13 protein-coding genes are annotated in these 19,727 nt (G+C 71.2%); 8 read left to right on the forward strand and 5 right to left on the reverse strand.

Annotated features, from left to right (window positions below; translation table 11 throughout):
• Positions 1 to 323: 323 nt before the first annotated feature.
• From hutI to ACZ6S0_RS19795, 6 genes are all read left to right on the forward strand, one after another.
• Positions 324 to 1,532 carry an imidazolonepropionase gene (gene hutI / locus ACZ6S0_RS19770; protein ID WP_344891813.1) on the forward strand — a complete coding sequence of 403 codons (1,209 nt, stop codon included), beginning with the start codon at positions 324 to 326 and terminating at the stop codon, positions 1,530 to 1,532.
• 382 nt (positions 1,533 to 1,914) lie between these two features.
• Positions 1,915 to 3,024: a DegV family protein gene (locus ACZ6S0_RS19775; RefSeq protein ID WP_465919423.1), complete on the forward strand. Its 1,110-nt coding sequence runs from the start codon at positions 1,915 to 1,917 to the stop codon at positions 3,022 to 3,024.
• Positions 3,025 to 3,821: 797 nt separating this feature from the next.
• Positions 3,822 to 4,364, forward strand: a complete 543-nt coding sequence (locus tag ACZ6S0_RS19780) for a ComEA family DNA-binding protein (protein WP_465919426.1) — start codon at positions 3,822 to 3,824, stop codon at positions 4,362 to 4,364.
• A 1-nt stretch (position 4,365) separates the two neighbouring features.
• Entirely contained in the window at positions 4,366 to 7,710 is a 3,345-nt protein-coding gene (locus ACZ6S0_RS19785) for a ComEC/Rec2 family competence protein (protein ID WP_465919429.1), read from the forward strand.
• Positions 7,711 to 8,101: 391 nt separating this feature from the next.
• Positions 8,102 to 8,449: a ribosomal maturation YjgA family protein gene (locus ACZ6S0_RS19790; protein ID WP_465919431.1), complete on the forward strand. Its 348-nt coding sequence runs from the start codon at positions 8,102 to 8,104 to the stop codon at positions 8,447 to 8,449.
• Positions 8,446 to 8,577 (forward strand): hypothetical protein, encoded by a 132-nt coding sequence (locus tag ACZ6S0_RS19795; RefSeq protein ID WP_465919434.1) that lies wholly within the window; start codon positions 8,446 to 8,448, stop codon positions 8,575 to 8,577. Before ACZ6S0_RS19790 ends, ACZ6S0_RS19795 begins: the two co-directional genes overlap by 4 nt.
• A gap of 530 nt (positions 8,578 to 9,107) precedes the next feature.
• Here the strand turns inward: ACZ6S0_RS19795 and ACZ6S0_RS19800 are convergent.
• Positions 9,108 to 9,758, reverse strand: a complete 651-nt coding sequence (locus ACZ6S0_RS19800; protein WP_465919436.1) for a TetR family transcriptional regulator — start codon at positions 9,756 to 9,758, stop codon at positions 9,108 to 9,110.
• A gap of 91 nt (positions 9,759 to 9,849) precedes the next feature.
• Here ACZ6S0_RS19800 and ACZ6S0_RS19805 point away from each other — a divergent pair, with 91 nt between their 5' ends.
• Complete coding sequence (locus ACZ6S0_RS19805; RefSeq protein ID WP_465919439.1) at positions 9,850 to 10,779, forward strand: zinc-binding dehydrogenase; 930 nt, start codon at positions 9,850 to 9,852, stop codon at positions 10,777 to 10,779.
• Positions 10,780 to 10,980: 201 nt separating this feature from the next.
• The gene (holA, locus tag ACZ6S0_RS19810; protein ID WP_465919441.1) at positions 10,981 to 11,952 is read left to right on the forward strand and encodes a DNA polymerase III subunit delta; all 972 of its coding nucleotides are present in this window, start codon (positions 10,981 to 10,983) and stop codon (positions 11,950 to 11,952) included.
• A 247-nt stretch (positions 11,953 to 12,199) separates the two neighbouring features.
• Here holA and ACZ6S0_RS19815 read toward each other — a convergent pair whose 3' ends face one another.
• The 4 genes from ACZ6S0_RS19815 to ACZ6S0_RS19830 all read right to left on the reverse strand — a co-directional run bounded on the left by ACZ6S0_RS19815 (position 12,200) and on the right by ACZ6S0_RS19830 (position 19,589).
• The gene (locus ACZ6S0_RS19815) at positions 12,200 to 12,892 is read right to left on the reverse strand and encodes an ABC transporter ATP-binding protein (protein WP_465919443.1); all 693 of its coding nucleotides are present in this window, start codon (positions 12,890 to 12,892) and stop codon (positions 12,200 to 12,202) included.
• 111 nt (positions 12,893 to 13,003) lie between these two features.
• Positions 13,004 to 13,948 carry an ABC transporter ATP-binding protein gene (locus tag ACZ6S0_RS19820; protein ID WP_465919446.1) on the reverse strand — a complete coding sequence of 315 codons (945 nt, stop codon included), beginning with the start codon at positions 13,946 to 13,948 and terminating at the stop codon, positions 13,004 to 13,006.
• Positions 13,945 to 16,536 carry an FtsX-like permease family protein gene (locus tag ACZ6S0_RS19825; RefSeq protein ID WP_465919449.1) on the reverse strand — a complete coding sequence of 864 codons (2,592 nt, stop codon included), beginning with the start codon at positions 16,534 to 16,536 and terminating at the stop codon, positions 13,945 to 13,947. The genes ACZ6S0_RS19820 and ACZ6S0_RS19825 overlap by 4 nt, the downstream gene beginning before the upstream one ends.
• Positions 16,533 to 19,589, reverse strand: a complete 3,057-nt coding sequence (locus ACZ6S0_RS19830) for an ABC transporter permease (protein WP_465919452.1) — start codon at positions 19,587 to 19,589, stop codon at positions 16,533 to 16,535. Before ACZ6S0_RS19830 ends, ACZ6S0_RS19825 begins: the two co-directional genes overlap by 4 nt.
• Between the last annotated feature and the right edge of the window lie 138 nt (positions 19,590 to 19,727).

Genomic DNA, 19,727 nt, shown 5'->3' on the forward strand with positions numbered 1-19,727 from the left:
TCGGGTTCAAGGTTTCAGATGATGACTGCACGTGTCGAAGTCGTCAACGGGGGCCATGGGGACAAGGTAGGGCTGCGTGACGGGTGTGAAGAGAGGTCTTTCTTCCGAATAACCCTGTACACCAGCCCGACATGTGAAATAACGTAACTGAACTGAAATCGCCGGATCATGCGTCCGGCGATACGGTCACCGCACAACATCGATGCGGATGAGAGCAGGAGACCCCCCATGTCGTCCGGACCCGGAGCGGACTCAGTGGGCGCGGCGAAGGCCGTGCACTGCGCTCTGCACCCGTGCGAGGGGTCGCGCTGGGTGGTGATGCGGTGACCGTTCGACTTCTGACCAACATCGGCCGCCTCTGGACCGGAAACGAGGTCCTGAGCAACGCCGCCATCCTGGTGCACAACGATCGCATCGCGTGGGTCGGCCGCGCGCCCGACCTGCCGCAGAGCGTGCCGGGCGTCGTCGACGACATCGTCGACGTCGACCACGTCGAAAACCTGGGCGGCGCGCTGGTCACGCCCGGCCTCATCGACGCCCACACGCACCCGGTCTACGCCGGCAACCGCTACGCCGAGCTGGCCATCCGCACCGGCGGCTCCACCTCCGCCTCGATCACCGCGGCCGGCGGTGGCGTCGGCTCCACGGTCACCGTGACCCGCGGCACCGACCCGTGGACGCTGTGCAACGGCGTACGCGAGCGGCTGCGCGGCTGGCTGCTCAGCGGCACCACGACCGTCGAGGCCAAGACCGGCTACCACCTCACCCGCGACGGCGAACTCGCCGACGTGCGGCTCCTGCGCGAGCTGGAGAAGGAGCCGATGATGCCGCGGGTGCACGTCACGTTCCTGGCCGCGCACGTGGTGCCGCCGGAATACTTCGGCAGGCAGCGCGAATACGTCGAGGCCGTGGGCGCGTGGTGCGCCGACGCGGCGGCGGCCGGCGCCGACAGCGTCGACGTCTACTGCGACGAGGGCCACTTCACCACCGAGGAGTCCCGCTGGGTCCTCGCCTCCGGCCGCAACGTCGGCCTGCTGCCGCGCATCCACGCCGGCCTCTTCAGCCGCCGCGGCGCCGTCCAGCTCGCCGCCGAACTCGGCTGCGCCTCGGCTGACGGTCTCCACCACATGTCCGACGAGGACATCGCGATCATGTCGCGCTACGGCGTCCCCGCCGTCGTCTGCCCCGCCACCGCCCTCCAGCGCGGCCACCTCCCGCCGGTCCGCCAGATGATCAAGCACGGCGTCCAGATCGCCCTCGGCAGCGACCACAACCCCGGCTACTGCGGCATCACCTCGATGTCCCTGGTCATCGCGATGGCGGTGTCGGCGTTCGGGATGAGCGTCAACGACGCCCTCCGCGCGGCCACGCTCGGCGGCGCCACGGTTCTGGGCGCTCCCGACCGCGGCGTCCTGGCGCCGGGGCGGCTGGCGGACATCGTCCAGTGGGACGCCGACCACGAGGGCGCCTTCGCCTGGTCCTTCGGCCTCAAGCCACGCCGCGTGTGGCGGGGTGGGACACCGGTCCAGTAGTTGATCTCGGGTTATGACGCCCTGGGTGGCCGTTGTCACGGATTCGACCGCTTACCTGGGTTCCGTGCCCGGGGTGTTCGTGGTGCCCGTCCGGGTAACGGCCCGGCCCTCGAGGGCGTACGGGGGTGAGCCGCGTACGGCGGCCGGGGGCGGGGCACCGCCGTACGGGGGCGAAGATCCGCATCCGAGCGGTCAGCCGCATTTTCTCGTGAACGACACGAGCACGAGCAGCGGTGCCCGTGCTGGTGCCCGCGCGCCGTCGTCAGCGGGAGACGTGTCCAGCGGCGTGAGGGCGGGCTTGCCGCCGTCCGCGGAGGGCTCGCACGGAGGCATCGGAGCGGGGACGCCACCGTCTGCGCCTTCCACAGACCTCCACGGTTCCATGCCACCGGCACCGAGCGTGCCGTCGGCCGACGGCGATGACTCCACGCCGCCAGCACTGCGCGCGTCGTCCAAAGGCGATGGCCACTCCGCGCCTACGCCGCTTTCCGGTGGTGGCGACGACTCCGCTCCAACACCACAGAACGCGTCGTCCACGCCCGACGATCGCCCCTCGCTGGGCGGGCGCCTCGCGAACGTCCGTCGGCCCTCGCCAGCGCAAGACCCACCCAGCGAGGCTGACCCCACCCTCCCGGCCACCGGCCACGCCGCCACCGGCCACGCCGCCACCGGCCACGCCGCCACCGGCCACGCCGCCACCTCCTACCCTCCCGCCGCCTCCCACTCCGTCGCCTCCCACCGCACCACCTCCCACCCTCCTGCCGCCTTCTCCTCCCCTTCCTCCGATGAGGACTCGTTCATCGGCGACCTCTCCTTCGCCGTCACGTCCCGCCCTTCCCCCGCCCGCTTCGCCTCGTGCTACGCCGGCCTGGCCGCAGCCGGTGCCACGGGTATCGTCTCGATCCACCTGTCCGGCGAGTTGTCAGGCACCGTGGAGTCGGCCCGCGCCGCAGCGCGCGATGCTCCCGTACCGGTGGAGGTGCTCGACAGCCGGTCTATCGCCATGGGCCTGGGTTACCCGGTCCTGGCCGCCGTTCGCGCGGCGGCGAGCGGTGCTTCGCTGACGGCGGTGGTCTCGGCCGCCCGCCGCTGCGTGGCGTCCACGCGAACGTACTTCTATGTGGACAGCCTCGACTACCTTCGCCGCAGCGGCCGCCTCGGCACGGTGGCCTCCCTCTTCGGCTCCGCCCTCATGATCAAGCCCTTACTCCACATCGTGGACGGCCGTATCTCCCTCCTGGAGAAGGTGCGTACGGCCTCGCGCGCCATCGCCCGCCTGGAGGACCTGGCGGTACAGGCGGCTGGGGACCGGCCGGTGGAGGTGGCAGTGCAACATCTGGAGGCGAAGGACCGAGCGGAGTCCCTGGCGGAACGGCTCACGAAGCGCGTACCCGGGCTGGTGGACCTGCGGATCGTGGAGGTGGGGGCGGTGATCGGCGTACACGTGGGGCCGGGCATGCTCGGCGTCACGGTCACGCCCGCCAACCCCTGACCACCGCCGCGCAACCAGCCGCCCACCATCTACCAGAACGTGGGCTCTACCCGGACGTGGGCTCCAGCGCCTGAACGACAGCCATCGTTATCCACAACCGCCTCGTCCGCCTCACCTCTCATCCCCAGAACCCCGCTCGGTTCCTCGGCGTCAGGCGCTCGGGCCGTACCTTCGCTGCCGTGCGAACCCCCGACCCGACGGCAGAGCGGGCCATAGCCGAGTCCCGGCTACGGTCGATCATCGCGCCTGCCCGCCGCTCCCGCCGGTTGCCGGCACGACCGGGCTGGGCCACGGGAAGCCGGACCACATCCCACAGCAGTCAGCACGACAAGCACCGCCAAGAAGCCCGAGACAACACAACTGCCCCTCAACCCACACCAGAACCGCAGCCTTCCACCGACCCCGCAGGCATCCGGCGATCGAGATTCCACCACAGCTCAGACCTCAACAACGCCCACCTTCACGACGCCAACGACACCCCACTCCCACCACCGCCAGTCTGGCCCCCACAACCTGAACCATCGGAATACTCGTCCCTCCACACAGCAGCTCCGAGATCTCACTCACCTGAAGCAGCGCCACCCCACTCGGAGCCCCAACCCCCACCGGCCCCGACACCACTACCTCCACTCCAACCTCCACTCCAACTGCCACCCCAACCTCCGCCCAAAACGCCACCCGCCTCCACATCCCCCTTCCCCACCTCCCTCCAAGCCCTCCGTAAGCTCCTCAGCGCCCAGAGCCCATCCCTCGACCCTGGAAAGCCCGGCCTACGCGTTCTCCTCGCCATAGGAGCCGTGGCGACGGCCGTAGCCATCTTCGTCGTCTGGCGCTCGCAGCCCTCCCCGCAGCCTCTGCCGCCCCCAACGTCCCTCCATCCGATCGCGCCCGTCACCCCGTCGTCCACCAGCGCCGTCACCAAGGTGACCGTTCACGTCGCGGGCAAGATCCGCAAGCCGGGTGTCTACCTGCTCCCCGTAGGCGCGAGGGTGACGGACGCGGTGGCAGCAGCGGGCGGGGTGTCCCGAGGGGCTTCCACAGGCCAGCTCAACCTGGCCAGACGCCTGATCGACGGTGAGCAGATAGTCGTCGGCGCACCGGCAGGCCAGGCGGCCCTCGGCTCTCCCATGGGCGCCGACCCGGCCTCCATGGTCCTCGACCTCAACTCCGCCACGACAGACCAGTTGGAACAGCTCCCAGGTGTAGGGGAGGTCTTGGCGGCACGCATCGCCGAGTTCCGTACGAGCCGTGGCGGCTTCACCACCGTCGACCAGCTTCGTGATGTCAGCGGCATAGGTCCGAGAAAGTTCGAGGAAATCAAACCGAAGGTCCGCGTCTGACATGCCCGCCCCGCCAGCCGAAGATCAGCGCCGGTCCATCCTGGCACTCCAGAGCGCCCCCGACCCCACCGACGAGGGAAAGCGCTCCTGGCCGCTGGCCCTCCCCGCCCTGGCCGCCTGGGCCAGCGCCTTGATCCTCCTGGGCTGCCCCGCACCGGTGGGCATGGTGGCCGCAGCATCGGCCCTCATCGCCGCCGCAACCGCAGCCTGGCTACCCAGAACGCCCGACACCCCACCCGAACGCGTCGGCCCCAAGCGCACCAGACAGCGCACCATCGATCACCCCGAGCACGGAGAGCCCGAGCAGGGAGAGGAGGAGCACACCAGCTACGCCACCGCCGCCACAGACTCCACCCACCACGAGGCCGACCCCACCGGACGCCACCCCACCCACTCGCACACCACCCGGCGTAACGTCAGACCCACCCCGTGGCGCAACATCACGATTGCCACCCTTATCTGCACAGCAGCGGCTTCAGCCTCGGTGGCTTTCCGCGTCCATGCCGTGACTACAGGTCCCGCCGCAGACCTCGCCCACAGGAACGCGTTCATCACCGCTCAGATCGCCCTGACTGACGACCCCAAACGCAGACCGAACGGGACTAGGCGTTTCGCTCAAGAAAGCTATGTGATCTCCGCGACCCTCGAGATCATCCAAACCACCACGACCAGACAGTCCGTCAACGTCCCCATCACGGTGTTCGCCACCGGACGGTCGTGGAGTGCTCTCCTGCCCACCCAACAGGTAGAGGTCACCGGTCGTCTGGCGAAACCAACCCACGGCACCCTGGTGGCGGCGTTCCTGCTGGTACGGGACCCGCCACGGGTCCTCACACCCCCATCCGCCCTCCAAACGGCCGCCGGAGCCCTCAGATCCGGCCTCAGATCCGCTGCCGACGTCCTCCCTCCCGAACAACGTGGCCTTCTCCCCGGCCTGGTGGTCGGCGATGTCTCCCGCATGGACCCTCAGGTGACCTCCGACCTCAGAGAAGCCGGCCTGAGCCATCTGAACGCCGTCTCCGGAGCCAATCTCGCGATAGTGGCAGGCGCGGCGCTCGCCCTGTCGCGCCTGATCGGTCTTCCGCTTCCCCTCCGGGCGGCCTTCGCGGCGCTCGCGATGCTCGCGTTCACCGTGGTGGCGCGCCCTTCCCCCAGTGTGCTTCGGGCTCTCCTCATGGGCCTGGCAGCCGCCGTCGCCATGGGCACAGGCCGTTCGAAGGACGGGGTCGCGGCCCTTTCCGCGACGGTCCTCTTCCTGGTGCTGTTCGCTCCCGAACTGGCCCGCTCCTACGGCTTCGCGCTCTCGGTCACGGCCACCGCAGGCATCCTCATCCTCGCCCCACGCTGGCGAGACAGGCTGGCGCCCCCAAGCGACGAGGAGACCGACTCAGCCCCTGCCCCGGCACGTTCAACGAACGAGCAGCCGAAGGGACGGCCGGACGCGAAGGGTACGGCGAGGACAACAAGCCGGATGGCAGCAGAAGGGCACTGGACGCCGCCCCCGAAGGGGAACAGGAGAGCGGCGACGGAGAGCACGTCCGCCACGGACGAGACCCGGGAAGAAACGGGCGACCGGCCTGAAGCCCCGCCCGACGAACCTCGGCATGCCACCATCCCTACCCTCCTGAACCGGACGCCCCGCCAGCAGCGCCCTGCGCACGAGACGCACCTGCGGTACCGCGACCTTGACACACATCAGGAGCGCCACGCGCTGGAGAAGCGCCGGCCATACCGTGAGCTGGCGACGCACCCCGGGCACCATGAGCTGGCCATGCACCCGGGGCATCGCGAGTCGGTCATGCACCCGGTGCACCCTGAGCTGGCCGTGCACCCAGGGGACCCTGACCTGGCTGTGCACCGAGAGTTGGCCGTGCACCGTGAGCTTGGAATGCGTCAGGGGCATGGCGAGCTTGAGATGCGTCAGGGGCACCGTGAGCATGAGATGTCCCAGGCGTACCGCGAGCCTGAAAAGTCCCAGGGGCACGGTGAGTTTGAGGGGTGCCGGAGAGGGCGCGGGGATGAAGGGCGCGATACGGGCCCTGACCGTGAGAGCCACGAACCCCCTGACCATGCGAAGCGCCAAAAGGGCCCCGATGGTGTGGGGCGCCGGAGGTGGCGTCTGCCCCGTTGGATGGCCGAGGCGGTGGCGGTGCCGACGGCGGCGCAGGTGGCTGTGACGCCCGTCCTGGTGTTGATGTCGGGACAAGTAACGCCGGTTGCCGTGATCGCCAACCTGCTCGTCGCCCCGGCTGTGGCACCCGCGACCCTGCTGGGGTTCGGCGCCGCGCTGGTGGCACCTCTGTGGCCCGATGGTGCGCGGCTGCTGGTGATCCCGGCCGGGTACGCGGTGGGCTGGATCGTCACGGTCGCCCGCTGGGCGGTGAATCTGCCGTTCGCCACCGTGCCATGGCCCGCAGGTCTCGCGGGGCTGGCACTGCTCCTGCTCGCCGTGGCCGTCGCGATCCCGATCCTGCGACACCGCGCGTGGCGCGCTATTGCCGTGACCGTGGCCGCAGCCGTCCTGGTGGCGGTACTGGTGGTCCGGCCGATCGCCGGTCATTGGCCACCCAGGAACTGGTTGATGGTGATGTGCGACGTGGGGCAGGGGGACGGTCTCGTCGTCTCGGCCGGGCCGGGTCGAGGCGTCGTGGTGGACACGGGGCCAGATCCGATCGCCATGGACCGGTGCCTCAGGAGAGTCGGCGTTGACGACGTCCCCCTGCTCGTCCTCACGCATCCCCACGCCGATCACGTGGACGGTCTGTCCGGAGTCCTCAGGAACCGGCGCGTCGGGGCAGTGGTCGTAGGCCCTCCGGTGACCGGTGGCCGCGCGGACGACCGGATCTCGGCCGTGCTCCGGCAGCACCGAATACCCGAAGGGACGGTCGCTCCGGGCACACGATGGCGCTTCGGCCCGTCGGAGGTGACCGTGCTGGCTCCCGACCCCACCCGAGGCGAGATGAACGGGCTGGGGGAGGGCAGCGCGATCAACAACTCAAGCGTGGTCCTCCACGTACGCTGGCGAGCCGGCTCGATCCTGCTCGGCGGCGACCTGGAAACCGAGGCCCAGGACGAACTTCTGCACCGGCTCACGGTACGGGCCGACATCCTCAAAACCCCGCACCACGGATCGAACAGGCAGTCGCCCGCCTTCCTCGCGTCCCTCGGTGCCCGAACGGCGTTGATCAGTGTCGGTGCCGACAACGACTACGGCCATCCCGCCACATCCACCCTGCGCCTGCTCCACCGGCTCGGCCTCACCGTCTACCGAACCGACCAGTCAGGAGACCTCGCCATCGTGGAAGGAGAGGACGGACGCATGGCCATAGTCCCTCGCGGCCCCTAGCCCGCTCCTGGCCGTGCACGTCGATCCGGCTCAGGCGATCGCTCGGCGAGGGCAGGACAGCCCGTGGCCTCCGGCAATGGGCGGCAGATCCCCTCGGGCAGGTGGACAGGTGGGCGGGCAGGCGGCCAGGTGGCCAGATGGGCAGGGGGCAAGTGGCCAAGTGGACAGGTGTAGGTGGGTAGGTGGGTAGCCGGGGAGCGTGCGGCAATCGGGAATCGGGAATCGCGTCGGATCGAGCTCGTCAGCAGGTCTCGGCGATCACTTTGGCTCCCACGCAACGCTCTGTGCCGATGCGTGGGAGCCTGCCGGGTGAGCCGATTGACGGGAATCCGTTCACCGTCGTTTCCTGGTGCGGTGTAAATCGTGCTGCTCTTGGCGCTAACGTGAGCCGATGTCCCGCCTGCCCGTCTTCTGTGTAGCCGTCCTGACTGTTGTGGTCGGGTTGGGAGTGCGTGCGTTGTTCGACGGCCCTGTGTCGAAGTACGCGGGCGACGCCCTCTACACCGTGCTGATCTACACGCTCGTGGTGCTGATCCTCCCCAGGACACGTCCCTGGGTGGCGGCGGTGCTGGCGGCCGGGGCGAGCTGGGTGATCGAGTTCGCCCAGCTCGGGGAGATCCCGGCCCTGCTGCGGCCGATCCTGGGCAGCACGTTCAACCCGCCTGACCTCTTCTGGTACGCGGCCGGTGCCGGGGTGGCCTGCGTCGCGCACACGTTCTGGCTACGGAGGGCCGGATGACGGTGTGGTGGCGACTAGGCTGGCCGACGGTCGCGGTGGCGGCGGTCGGCGCGCTGGCCGCCTTCGTGGTGCTGGGCTTCGCGTTGCTTGGCGTCCATCGGCTCACGGCCGTTCCGGCGGACGCTTGAGCCGCGTCTTCGTACCGCTTGCGCGAACAAATCGAACAAATCGACCTGGTTCGGGGTGCGACTTCTCGGTAGCGATCGTCCTCAGGACAAGGCTTCTCGGTGGCGATCGTCCAGGGCCCGGCTTCTCGGTGGCGATCGTCCTCAGGGCGCGGCTTCTCGGGGTGATCGTGCAGGGCGCGGCTTCTCGGTGGTGACCTTCTGGTCTGCCGCGTGCGGTACTGCCAGGTAGGTGGGCGCCTCGACGTGCGGTTCGGTGTCCTCGTCGACCAGCCGGCCAACGCACCGGCTCGTCGGCGGCGGCCACCCCGCTCAGGCCGGTGGTGCCGATCGAGGGCACTGATGGCTCCCTCCGGCTCGTCTCTCGTTCGCGACCTCAGTGAGGCTGTGTATCCGAGAGCGCCAGTTGGCCTCGTGTCTCCATCAAGGGGAAGACGGGTCCTGTTGTCGGCGGGATCGGTGGTACGCCTGCTTCAGGAGTGCTGTGGTTGAGCAGTGGCGGTAAGCGACGGACGGGCCGGTCCACTCGCTCGTCAGGCCCCGCCGAAGGTGAGCGCATCGGGGAGAGTCGCGAAGACCGACCGCAGCTCGGCCGCGAGACCCGCGTGGGTCTGCGGGCCCGGCTTGGCGCTCCAGGCCCGCAGTGCGGCGTGGAACGACGCGACCACCAGGTCCAGCGCCAGCCTCGGCCGCGGGTCGGCAGAGTCCAGGCCCAGCCTGCGCCGCAGGGTCGCCTCGACGGCCGCGCTGGTGTGGTCGCAGTACTGAAGCCCGTACGCGGCGATCGACGGTGTGCGCTCGGCCAGTTGCCGGCTCCGTCGTACGCGGGTCACCCAGGCTCCGCCGTCGTCCATCCGGGCGAGCGCCGCGAGCAACGCCTCCTGCAGCACCTCCAGGACGGGTACGCGGCCGAGTGGCAGGTGCTCCACGTCGTCCCGCAGGCCGTTCCACAGAGCCTCCAGCGGAGCGGAGGCGACTTGCTCCTTGCCGGCGAAGTTCCGGAAGAAGGTGCGCTTGGAGACCTCGACGGCCTCGCACAACTCGTCAAGGGTCACCGCGTCGAAGCCGCGTTCGGTGAAGAGCGCGAGGGCCGTATCGACCAGCGCGGTCCTGGTTCTGAGCTTCTTGCGCTCCCGCAGCGAGAGCGTTCCCGGCGCGGAGGCGGAAGAGAGGTCGGCAGTCATCGCCTCTAGTGTAACTGGAACGCAGATGCCTTCGATAGGCTTATGCTCCTGAGTGGCACTTTGTATGGATGTCTGAAGAGAGGATCACGCCATGCGCGCCCTGATCGTCGATCGTTCCGTCTCCGGCGGCCTGCGGGTGGGGGAGGTGCCCGAGCCCGTGCCCGCCCTCAACCAGGCGCTGGTCCGGGTCACGGCCACCTCGCTCAACTACGGCGAGGTCAAGCACGGCATCGAGACGGCCGAGGAGGGGACGGTGCTCGGCTGGGACGCCGCCGGAGTCGTCGTCCAGGCGGCGGCGGACGGGTCAGGGCCGGCCGTGGGCACTCCCGTCGTGACCCTTGAGGAGAGCGGCGGCTGGGCCGAGTTCCGCGCAGTGCGTACCGACTGGATCGGTGTGGCGCCCGAGGGCGCGGAGCCGGGCGCGATCAGCACCATCCCGGTCGCGGCCGGCACCGCGCTGCGCGCGCTCCACCGGATCGGGCCCATACTGGGGCGCAGGATCCTCGTGACCGGCGCCACCGGCGGCGTCGGGCGCTACACCGTCCAACTCGCCCGACTCGGCGGTGCGCACGTGATCGCCTCCACCGGCGATCCCGCCAGGCACGGCGAGGCGTTGCGCGCTCTGGGCGCCCACGAAGTGGTGTCCGGTCCTGCGCAAGTCGGCGGCAAGCTCGACGGCGTGCTCGACATGGTGGGCGGGTCGCAACTCGTGGAGGCGTTCGACCAGCTCGGCGAAGGGGGCACGCTGGTGGCGGTCGGGCACTCCACGGGTGATGGCGAGAGCTTTCCGTTCGGAGCCATGTTCAGCGGACCGGAACGTGATGATCGCTCGATCGTCACGTTCATGCTGCTGTTCTGCGGCGGCCTCGGCCGAGACCTGACCTGGCTGGCCCGGCAGGTCACGGACGGGGTGCTGAGTCCGCAGATCACGTGGCGCGGCGGCTGGGACGACGCGTCCGAGGCGGTGAGCGCCCTCGTCGAACGCCGCCTGCACGGCAAGGCGGTACTCGACCTCGCCTGACGGCCCCGCCGGTCTCAGTAGCCGCCTCCGAGCAGGTCAGCTCCCCCTGATGCTCTCCCTGACGCGGCCGGCGCGCCGACCTGAGAGGCCGACCTGAGAGTCGGACGCGCGCCGGCGTCGCTCGTGGCCGACCACACTCGGATGCCCGGGGGAGGAGCGCAGAGTACGCGGTTGTCGGTGGGGCATGGCATGCTGCCTGACATGGCGGGAACCGATCCAGCACCTGTGACCCTGGTCGTCGGCGACGAAGAGTTGCTGGCTGAGCGGGCGGTGGGTGGCGTCGTGGCGGCGGCGCGGGCCGCCGACCAGGGGTCCGAGGTTCATGATCTTGTGGGGAGCAAGGTCACGTCCGGTGAGTTGACGCAGCTCACCTCGCCGTCGCTGTTCGGTGACCGCTCGGTCGTGGTGATCCGATCAGCGCAAGACCTGGCCAAGGACGTCATCGCGGAGATCGTGGCCTACACCAGGCAGCCGTCCGACGACACGGTGATCGTCCTGGCGCATCCCGGTGGGGTGAAGGGCAAGGCGCTGGTCGACGGGGTGAAGAAGGCCGGGGCCAAGGTGATCACTATCGACAAGGTCACCAAGGCGGGAGAGCGGCTCGACTTCATCAGGGGCGAGTTCAAGCGAGCCGGGCGGAACATCTCCGGGGACGCCGCGCAGGCTCTGCTCGACGCCGTGGGGAACGATCTTCGTGAGCTGGCCGCCGCGTGCAGTCAGTTGATGTTCGACACCGAAGACAAGACGATCAGTGCGGCGGCGGTGGCTCGCTATCACAAGGGGCGGGCCGAGGTCACCGGGTTCAACGTCGCCGACTCGGCCGTCGAAGGGCGGCTGGCGGACGCGCTCGAGCAGTTGCGCTGGGCACTCGGCACCGGGGTCGCCCCCGTGCTGCTGGTGAGCGCCCTGGCCGGTGGGTTGCGGTCGCTGGCGAAGGTCGGCAGCGCTCCTCGCAACCTGAGGGGCGGGCAGTTGGCCAGCCACGTCGGCATGCCGCCGTGGAAGGTCGATCGGGTGAGACGGCAGCTCAACGGGTGGGGTCCTGACGGGCTGTCGAGGGCGATCCAGGCCGTGGCCAGCGCGGATGAGCAGGTCAAGGGCGGGGGAGCCGACCCGGCCTACGCGTTGGAGCACACGGTGCAGGTCATCGTGGCCAGCCGTACGGGGCGATAGGGCCTTCGTCGCGGAGGGCACCTCGCGAGCCGGAGGCGGGTCAGGTGGCCGGTTCGGGGCTCGGGCTCGGATGAACGAGCTTCGGCTCTCGGTGCGGTGGGCGAGCCCAGGTGCCGGGTGTGCCTGGGCTCGGCGGGCGGGTGTTCACGAGGGCGGGTGTTCACGAGGGCGGGTGTTCACGAGGGCTGGCGTTCACGAGGGCTGGCGTTCACGGGGGGGGCTGGTGGTGTTCACGGAGGGCTGGTGGTCAGGTGCGGGCGGCTTCCTGTACGACGCCGTCGGTGATCTCCAGGACGCGGTCCGCCAGTGAGATCAAGCTCGGATCGTGCGTCGCCACCAGCGCGGTAACCCCCTCACTGCGTACGAGCGCCCGCAACAGCTCCATGATCTGCCGTCCGGTCTGCGAGTCCAGTTGCCCGGTCGGCTCGTCGGCCACCAGCAGCCGCGGCCGGTTCGCCAGGGCGCGGGCGATCGCCACCCGCTGCCGCTGCCCTCCGGACAGCTCGTACGGCCGCTGGTTCACGTGCTGTTCCAGCCCCACCAAGCCGAGCAGCATCCGTACGCGGGCCTCGCGTTCCTCCACCGGGGCCCGCAGCAGCCGCATCGGCACCCCCACGTTCTCGGCCGCGGACAGTACGGGGATCAGCCCGAACGACTGGAAGACGAACCCGACGACGTCCCGGCGCACGGCCAGCAGTTCGTCCTCCGACATGGACGTGATCTCGTGCCCGTCCACCACCACGCGACCGGCGTCCGGTTTGTCCAGGCCGCCGATCTGGTTGAGCAGGGTGGTCTTGCCCGAGCCCGACCGGCCCCTGAGTGCGACCAACTCGCCGGGGAGCACCGAGAAGGACACCTCCCGCAGCGCCACGACCTCCTTGGGCCCGGTCCGGTAAACCTTGCGCAGCCCTTCCACCACGACCAGGGGCGAGTCAGTCATGCGGGGCCTCCTCCACCACGACCAGGGGCGCGTCAGTCATGCGGGGCCTCCTCCACCACGATCAAGGGCGCGTCAGTCATGCGGGCCTTCTCTCCTGCGACCAGGGGCGCGTCAGTCATTCGAGGGTTCCTCTCGGGCGGGCCACACGCCGATGTGGTCGGATTCGAGTTCGAGGCGCACCCGTCGTTCCATCTCGAGGGCGTTCATGAAGTCGCGGGGAAGCTGGAGGCGTCCCACGCGGTCGAGCACGGCGTACTCCTCGGCGATGATCTGGCCCTCCGCGCCCTCGCGCCGCAGCGTCTCGCTGCTGGTGCGTCCGTCGCGGATGCCGACCGTCCGGTCCACCTGCTCCGACACCAGCGGGTCGTGCGTCACGATGACCACGGTCACCCCCAGCTCCCTGTTGGCCGTGCGCAGGGCGTCGAAGACCTGCTCGGAGGTCTCGCTGTCCAGCTCGCCTGTCGGCTCGTCGGCGAGGATGAGCTGCGGGGAGTTGGCGAGGGCCACGGCGATGGACACGCGCTGCTGCTGCCCGCCCGACATCTCGGGAGTCTTGCGGTTCGCGCAGGAGGCGACGCCGAGCAGGTCCAGCAGCTCGTCCGCCCGTTCGCGCCGCGACCGGGCACGAGAGGCCCCGGAGGGCCCGCCCGCGAGCTTCATCGGCAGCTCGACGTTCTCCCGCGCCGTCAGGTACGGCAGCAGGTTCCTGGCCGTCTGCTGCCAGATGAACCCGACCACGGAGCGCCGGTAGCGCAGCCGGTCGCGCGCGTTCATCGACAGCAGGTCCATGCCCGCCACCCTGGCCACCCCCGCCGTGGGCACGTCCAGCCCGGACAGCACGTTGAGCAGTGTCGACTTGCCCGACCCCGACGCGCCCACGATGGCCACCAGCTCGCCCTCGTCGATCACCAGGTCCAGCCCCTGCAGGGCGACGACCTCGACGCCTTCGGTCTTGTAGATGCGTACGAGGTTGTCGCACACGATGTGCGCGTCACCGCCGAACGCGACCTTCTTTCCGGTGGCCTTGGCTTCCAGCTCTGACAGGGTCGGGTTCATGTGAGGTCCCCCACTCGAAGGACGGCGCCGAGGCTGAGACGGCGGCTGATGGCGGTGTGCGCGTACGCGCCGAGCACGGCCACGGCGGCCAGCCCGGCCGTCAGCGCGCTGGGCAGGAACAGGTCGAGCGAGTAGTCGCCGACGGGCAGGTCGCCGGCGTAGGAGGACAGGTCGACGCCGGGCCCGAGCGCGGCGGGCAGGCCGAGGCCCAGTCCGAGACCGGCCAGCGCGGTGAAGAGGATCATGGGCAGGATCTCCAGCACGGTCAGCCGTTGCGCCTGCCGGTGCGACAGGCCCAGCGTCCGCAGGAACGATACCGCCCTGGCCCGTTCCGCGGCCCCGACGACCAGCGACAGCAGCACGGCCAACAGCGCGTACGCGGCCAGCGCGACCGTCACCACCACCAGCGTCGAACGTACTGTGCCGGTCAGCGGGTCGTCCCGGATGGCGCGCAGGGCCCGCTCCTGCGACTCGACGGTGGCCGACGGCACCAGCCGGGCCAGTTCGGCGAGCGTGGCGGCCGAGGCGTCCCCCTTGATCAGCAATGTGTTCACGGCCGGACGGGTCTGCACGCTCAGCGGCACGACCAGGAACTTGCCGGTGGCGTAGAAGCCGGGCACCGAGTCGATCACGCCGCGCGTGGGCAGCTCGAGCCGCGACTGCCAGCCGAGCTCGAGCGTTCCCCGTCCGCGCAGCTCGGGTGAGACGAGCACCCCGTCGGGCAGCGCGGGCAGGCCGACGGGGGCGTCCCGCAGGATCGAACGCCACTGCGCGACGTCCACGGCGATGGCCTCGGCCCGTTCGGCGCCGTACCCGACCTGGACCCGGCCGGTCTGGGCGGGCACCACCTGCGCCACCCCGGGCGTCCCGCGCACCTGCTCGATCGCGGCGGCCGGGATCTCGATGTCGGAGGTCATCCGGATCGGTGCCCCCACCTGCTGCCAGGACGCCAGCCGCTGGGTGCCCGCGATCCCGTCGGAGATCACCGCCGCGAACACGGAGACGGCCAGCGCGGGCAGCAGGATCAGCACCGGCAGCACACTGGCGGACCGCGCCCTGGCCGCCCTGGTCAGCCCCAGGAACGCCACGGCCGCCCGGCCGCGCGCGGCCACCCGTACGAACAGGCGCAGCGGGTACGGATAGCAGCGCAGCGTGATCAGCGCCGCCGCGGCGGTCAGGGCGACCGGCACCACCAGCAGGAACGGGTCCTGCCCTGCCGAGGCGCTCAGCCCGCGGGCCCGCAGCAGGTAGGCCCCCACCAGCGCGAGCACCACGACCAGCACCTCCAGCGTGACCCGTTTGGCGGAGGGCCGGGCGGCGGCCACGTCGTCGCGCCGCTCGTGCAGCGGCCTGCGGTGCACGAGCGCCAGCCGGACGGCGGCGAACCCGACGGCCGCGAACACCACGATCAACGGCCCCACGTGCACGACGGGCAGCACGGGGCCGAGCACGAGGTACGACAGGGCGTACCCGGCCAGCGCCCCCGGCGTCACCGCGAGCCCGGTCAGCGCCGCCGCGGCCCCCGCCACCTGCCCCAACGAGCCGCCACGGGCCCGCGCGAGCGTCAGGGCGTGGTCCAGCCGGTCGGCGAGGAGTTGCACGGCCAGCACGATCACGCCGAGCGAAACCGCCAGCAGGCCGCCGAGCACCAGGTACATGACGGTCTGCGCGGTGGACAGCGCGGCCAGGAAGTCGCCCAGCACCTTGGGCAGCCCGGTCTCGACGTGGTAGGGGCTGGCCGTGCCGTTGGACTGCAGCGCCACCACCCGGCCGAACTCGGCGACCGCGGCCCGCAGGCCCGGCACGTCCAGCGCGTTCGCGGCCCCGGCGGCGATCGGCAGCACCCAGCGGTAGGTCAGGTTGCGTCCCTCGCCGCTGAGCGCGGTCAGCCCGGCGTCGGACGTCAGGGCGGTGACGTGCTTCTCGAAGTCCAGCCCGCCGGGCGGCTGGATCTTGGAGACGCGCAGGAGGTCGGCGTTGTGCGACCAGTAGCGGTCGCCGGGATCCCTGGCCCGGTAGGCGCCGACGATCGTGACGGCGGCGTAGTCGTGCTCGCCGACCATCTTCGTCTGGCCCACCTCCAGGCCCATCTCCCGCAGGGCCTCCTCGACGATCCCGACCTCGAACACGGGGATCGTCTTTCCCTCGTACCGCATGGTGGCGGGCGCGCCGGGGGCGTGTCCCCGTACCCAGTCCACCCGCCGCCCGCCGTCGGACAGCCAGCCGAGGTTGAGGTACGACTTGCCGCCGGTCCCGGTGATCGGCGTGAGCGTGGTCTTGGCGCTCATGTGACCGGCGCCGGTCACCAGCGGACGGAGTTCGCCGGGCAGGATCTCGCGCCAGAGGCGGTCGCGGGAGTCGAACTGGGCGCGTTCGCGCAGGTCCTCCTCCGGCGAACGCGACTCCACGGCCACGGTCAGGTCGGCCTGCACGGCCGGGGTGGCGCTCAGCGCGCGGCGCAGCGCCTCGTCGTACGCGGCCTGCGTCGCCCTGGGCAGGCCCGCGACCAGCAGGCAGGCGCTCAGCGTCAGGACGAAGAGCACGGCCACCGGGCCCAGGTGCACCCGGGCGAGCAGCCAGATCCTCACTGTTCCTCCCGAAGGCCGTGCCCTTGCCCGCGCAGGTTGCGCGCCAGCCCGGCGATGATCGCGAACAGCACCCCGGCCACCAGCGCCAGCATCAGCCCGGTCGCCGCCCACGGGAGGTCGAGCAGCACGCCGGGCGTCACGGCGGCGGCCTGGCCGGTCAGCACGATGTGCGGCACCACCAGCACGCCGACGACCACGGCCAGCCCGGTGCCGGCCACCAGCGACAGCCCGACCACGAACGCCTGCTCCACGGCCAGCATCCCGAACATCTGCCGGGCGCTCACCCCGAGCGCCCGCAGGATCGCGAACTCGGCCGTCCGCTCCCGAGCGGCGACGGCCGCGTTGACCAGGAACCCGAGTGCCGCGAACACCAGCGCCGCCAGGAACCCCAGGATCAGCGCCCCCTGCAGCCCGCTGGCCAGCGGGTCGTCCCGGAGGGAGGCGGCCAGCTCACGCTGGTCGAGCGCGGTGGCGTCCCACTCGGGGTGGCCCTTGAGCGCCGCCGCGGCGGCCGAGGTGTCGGCGGCGGCCAGCCACCACTCCGTGGCGGGCCTGGGCAACTGCGCCGCGGCCAGCTCGTGCGTCTGCATCGTCTCCCAGTCGGCGAGCACGGCCATCTGCCCGGCCGCGGTGGTCGGCATCGTCTCCACGACGCCCACGACCTTGATCGGCATCACCCTGCGGTCGATGCTCGCCCGCCCGACCTGGCCGACGCCCAGCTTGAGCGAGGCGGCGAGGTCGGCCGTGAGCACGACGGGCATCGGCCCCTGCTGGTCAGGACGACGGACGAACGGCGCCGCCGCCGCCCGGGTCACGCTCATCGAGAGCGCGGGCACGCGTACGTCGTGGCCGTCGGCGCTCACGCCGGTCACCTTCAGCTCCGCAGCGCTCTGCGGGGCGCCCGCGACCAGGCCGAGCAGCGACACCGGGTACGTGATCGCCCCACTCCGGCCCGCCAGCGCCCGCAGGTCGACGTCGACCTGGTTCGCGCCGGGCCGCAGCACCCCGAGCGACACGTCGCGCCAGACGCCCAGCCCGTCGGACAGCACCAGCCGCAGCGGCAGGTCCGCGCTCACCTCGGCGCGCAGGGTCAGCTTCTCCGGGCGTCCCGGCAGGTTCAACGCGGTCGCCCGGTCGCCGGAGAGCGCCCGCGACAGCTCCTCGACCGGCTGCGCCGACAGGTCGGGACGCAGGTGGAACAGCTCGCCGAGCCGGTCCGCGTCGAGCGCGAGCAGCAGCGCGTTCTCCCCGCTCACGTCGGTCTGCCCGCGAAAGCCCGGTGCCGCCGCGGTGACGCCGGGCAGCGCGGCGAACGCCGTTCCGCGGCCGAGCGCGCCCAGCTCCGGCCCGTCGGACGGCCCCGACAGCCGCAGGTCGGCGCCCACCTGGTGGCGGGCCTGGTCGAGCTGCGAGGTGCGCCAGGTGGCGGCGGTGGCCAGGGACACGATGCCGATCGCGATCGCCATGGTGAGCAGCAGCGCGGGGCCGGCGTACTTGAGCGGGCGCCGGCTGACCTGCCAGGAGCCGAGCGCGGGGGCGAGCGTGGGGCGTTTCGAGGTCAGTCGCTCGGCCAGCCGCGACACGCGCGGCACCAGGCGGAGCCCCAGCATGCCGCCGGTGAGCAGGGCCAGCGCCGGGCCGGAGACGATCAGCGGGTCGATGCCCAGGCCGCCCGCGGCCGTCGCGGTCACGGGAGCGCCGTAGCGCTGGAGCTGCCAGATCGCCAGCCCGGCCACGACCAGCAGCGCGAGGTCGGCGCCCGCGCGTTCGATCAGCCCGCGCCCGCCGCCGCGCCCGCGCGCCGACTGCTCCTCCACGTACGTACGCCGCGCCCCGGCCAGCGCGGGCAGCACCAGCAGCACGGCCGAGGCGACCGCCACCCCGAACGACACCAGGAACGTCCCCGTGTCCGCCGCCGGCGCCAGCCGTACCCCGGAGGACCTGATCCACGGCAGCAGGTTCACCAGCGCGAGCAGCGGCGGCCCCAGGAACGGCGCGACGACCGCGCACGGGAGCGCCACCAGCAGCGCCTCACCGCCCGCCAGCGCCGCCAGCCGCGCTGTGCCCGCGCCGCGCGAGCGCATCAGGGCCACCTCCATGCGCCGGTGGTCGGCCAGCAGTCGCGCGGTGAGCATCAGCGCGTACGCGGCCAGCAGCAGCAGTTGCAGCACCGGGATCAGCATCGTGGAGCGCGCCACCAGCGAGGCGGTGTCGAGCTGGGTGAGCATCTCGGGCAGGTGGCTGGCGGCCACGCAGCTCGGGCAGCCGCCCTCCTTCAGCCGCGGCCCCACCTGCGCGATCGCGCCGGCCAGCGGCCGTAACCGCTCGGGCGTGAGCGTACGCAGGTCGGGGACGGCGGTCCAGGTGGCGTTGACGCTGGTGGCGAACCGGGCGACGAACGTCTCGCGCGCCACCATGAGCGGCCCGTAGGTGGTGAAGTCGCCGCGCTCGACCCCGCGGCTGAGCAACTGCTCCCCGGCCCAGCGCTCGCCGAACGGGTCGTCGAGCTGGAAGACGCCGGTCACGCGCACCTTGACCGGACGGGGGTCCAGCCGGCCCGTGGTGGTGAACTCCCGGCCCACCTCGAACCCGGTCGCCGAGGCCGCCGACAGCGAGATCGCCACCTGGACCGGCTCGTCGCCGGGCCGGGGCCAGGTGCCGGAGACGAGCCTGGCCTGCCGGTCGAGCCCGTCGTAGCTGCCGAACCTCAGCAGCTCGGGCTGCTCCCGGTCCTCCTGGCCCGGCATGGTGTAGGAGTCGGAGCGCAGGCTCGTGGTGATCGCGGGCGGCTGGGTGTAGGCCCGGCCGAACTCGGCGCGTACGGCCTGGTCGTACACGGGGAACGTCTCGGCCGTCACGGGTGCGCTGACGGTGGCGGCGGTCTGCCGGTACGAGGCCGTCTCCATCGTGCGGCGGACGCCGGCCTCGGCGATGGAGGAGGCGTACATGGTCAGCGCCACCAGCGTGGTGGTGGCGAGCAGGATCGAGCCGAACGCGGCCAGGAGGAGCAGCGGCTCGCTGAACGCCCTCTTGACGACCAACGGCCCCCGCATGTGTCCCCCCTCGCCCGTTTAGTGCACCCTCGGGCAGGTGCGTGAGCGGGGGCAAGGGATCTTTTCAACGGTGACGGACCCGATATGGCGGTGTGATATCGAAACCGTGACAAAAGGGGCCGTAGAAAGCCAGAACGC

The organism is Nonomuraea sp. NPDC051298 (assembly GCF_055586305.1).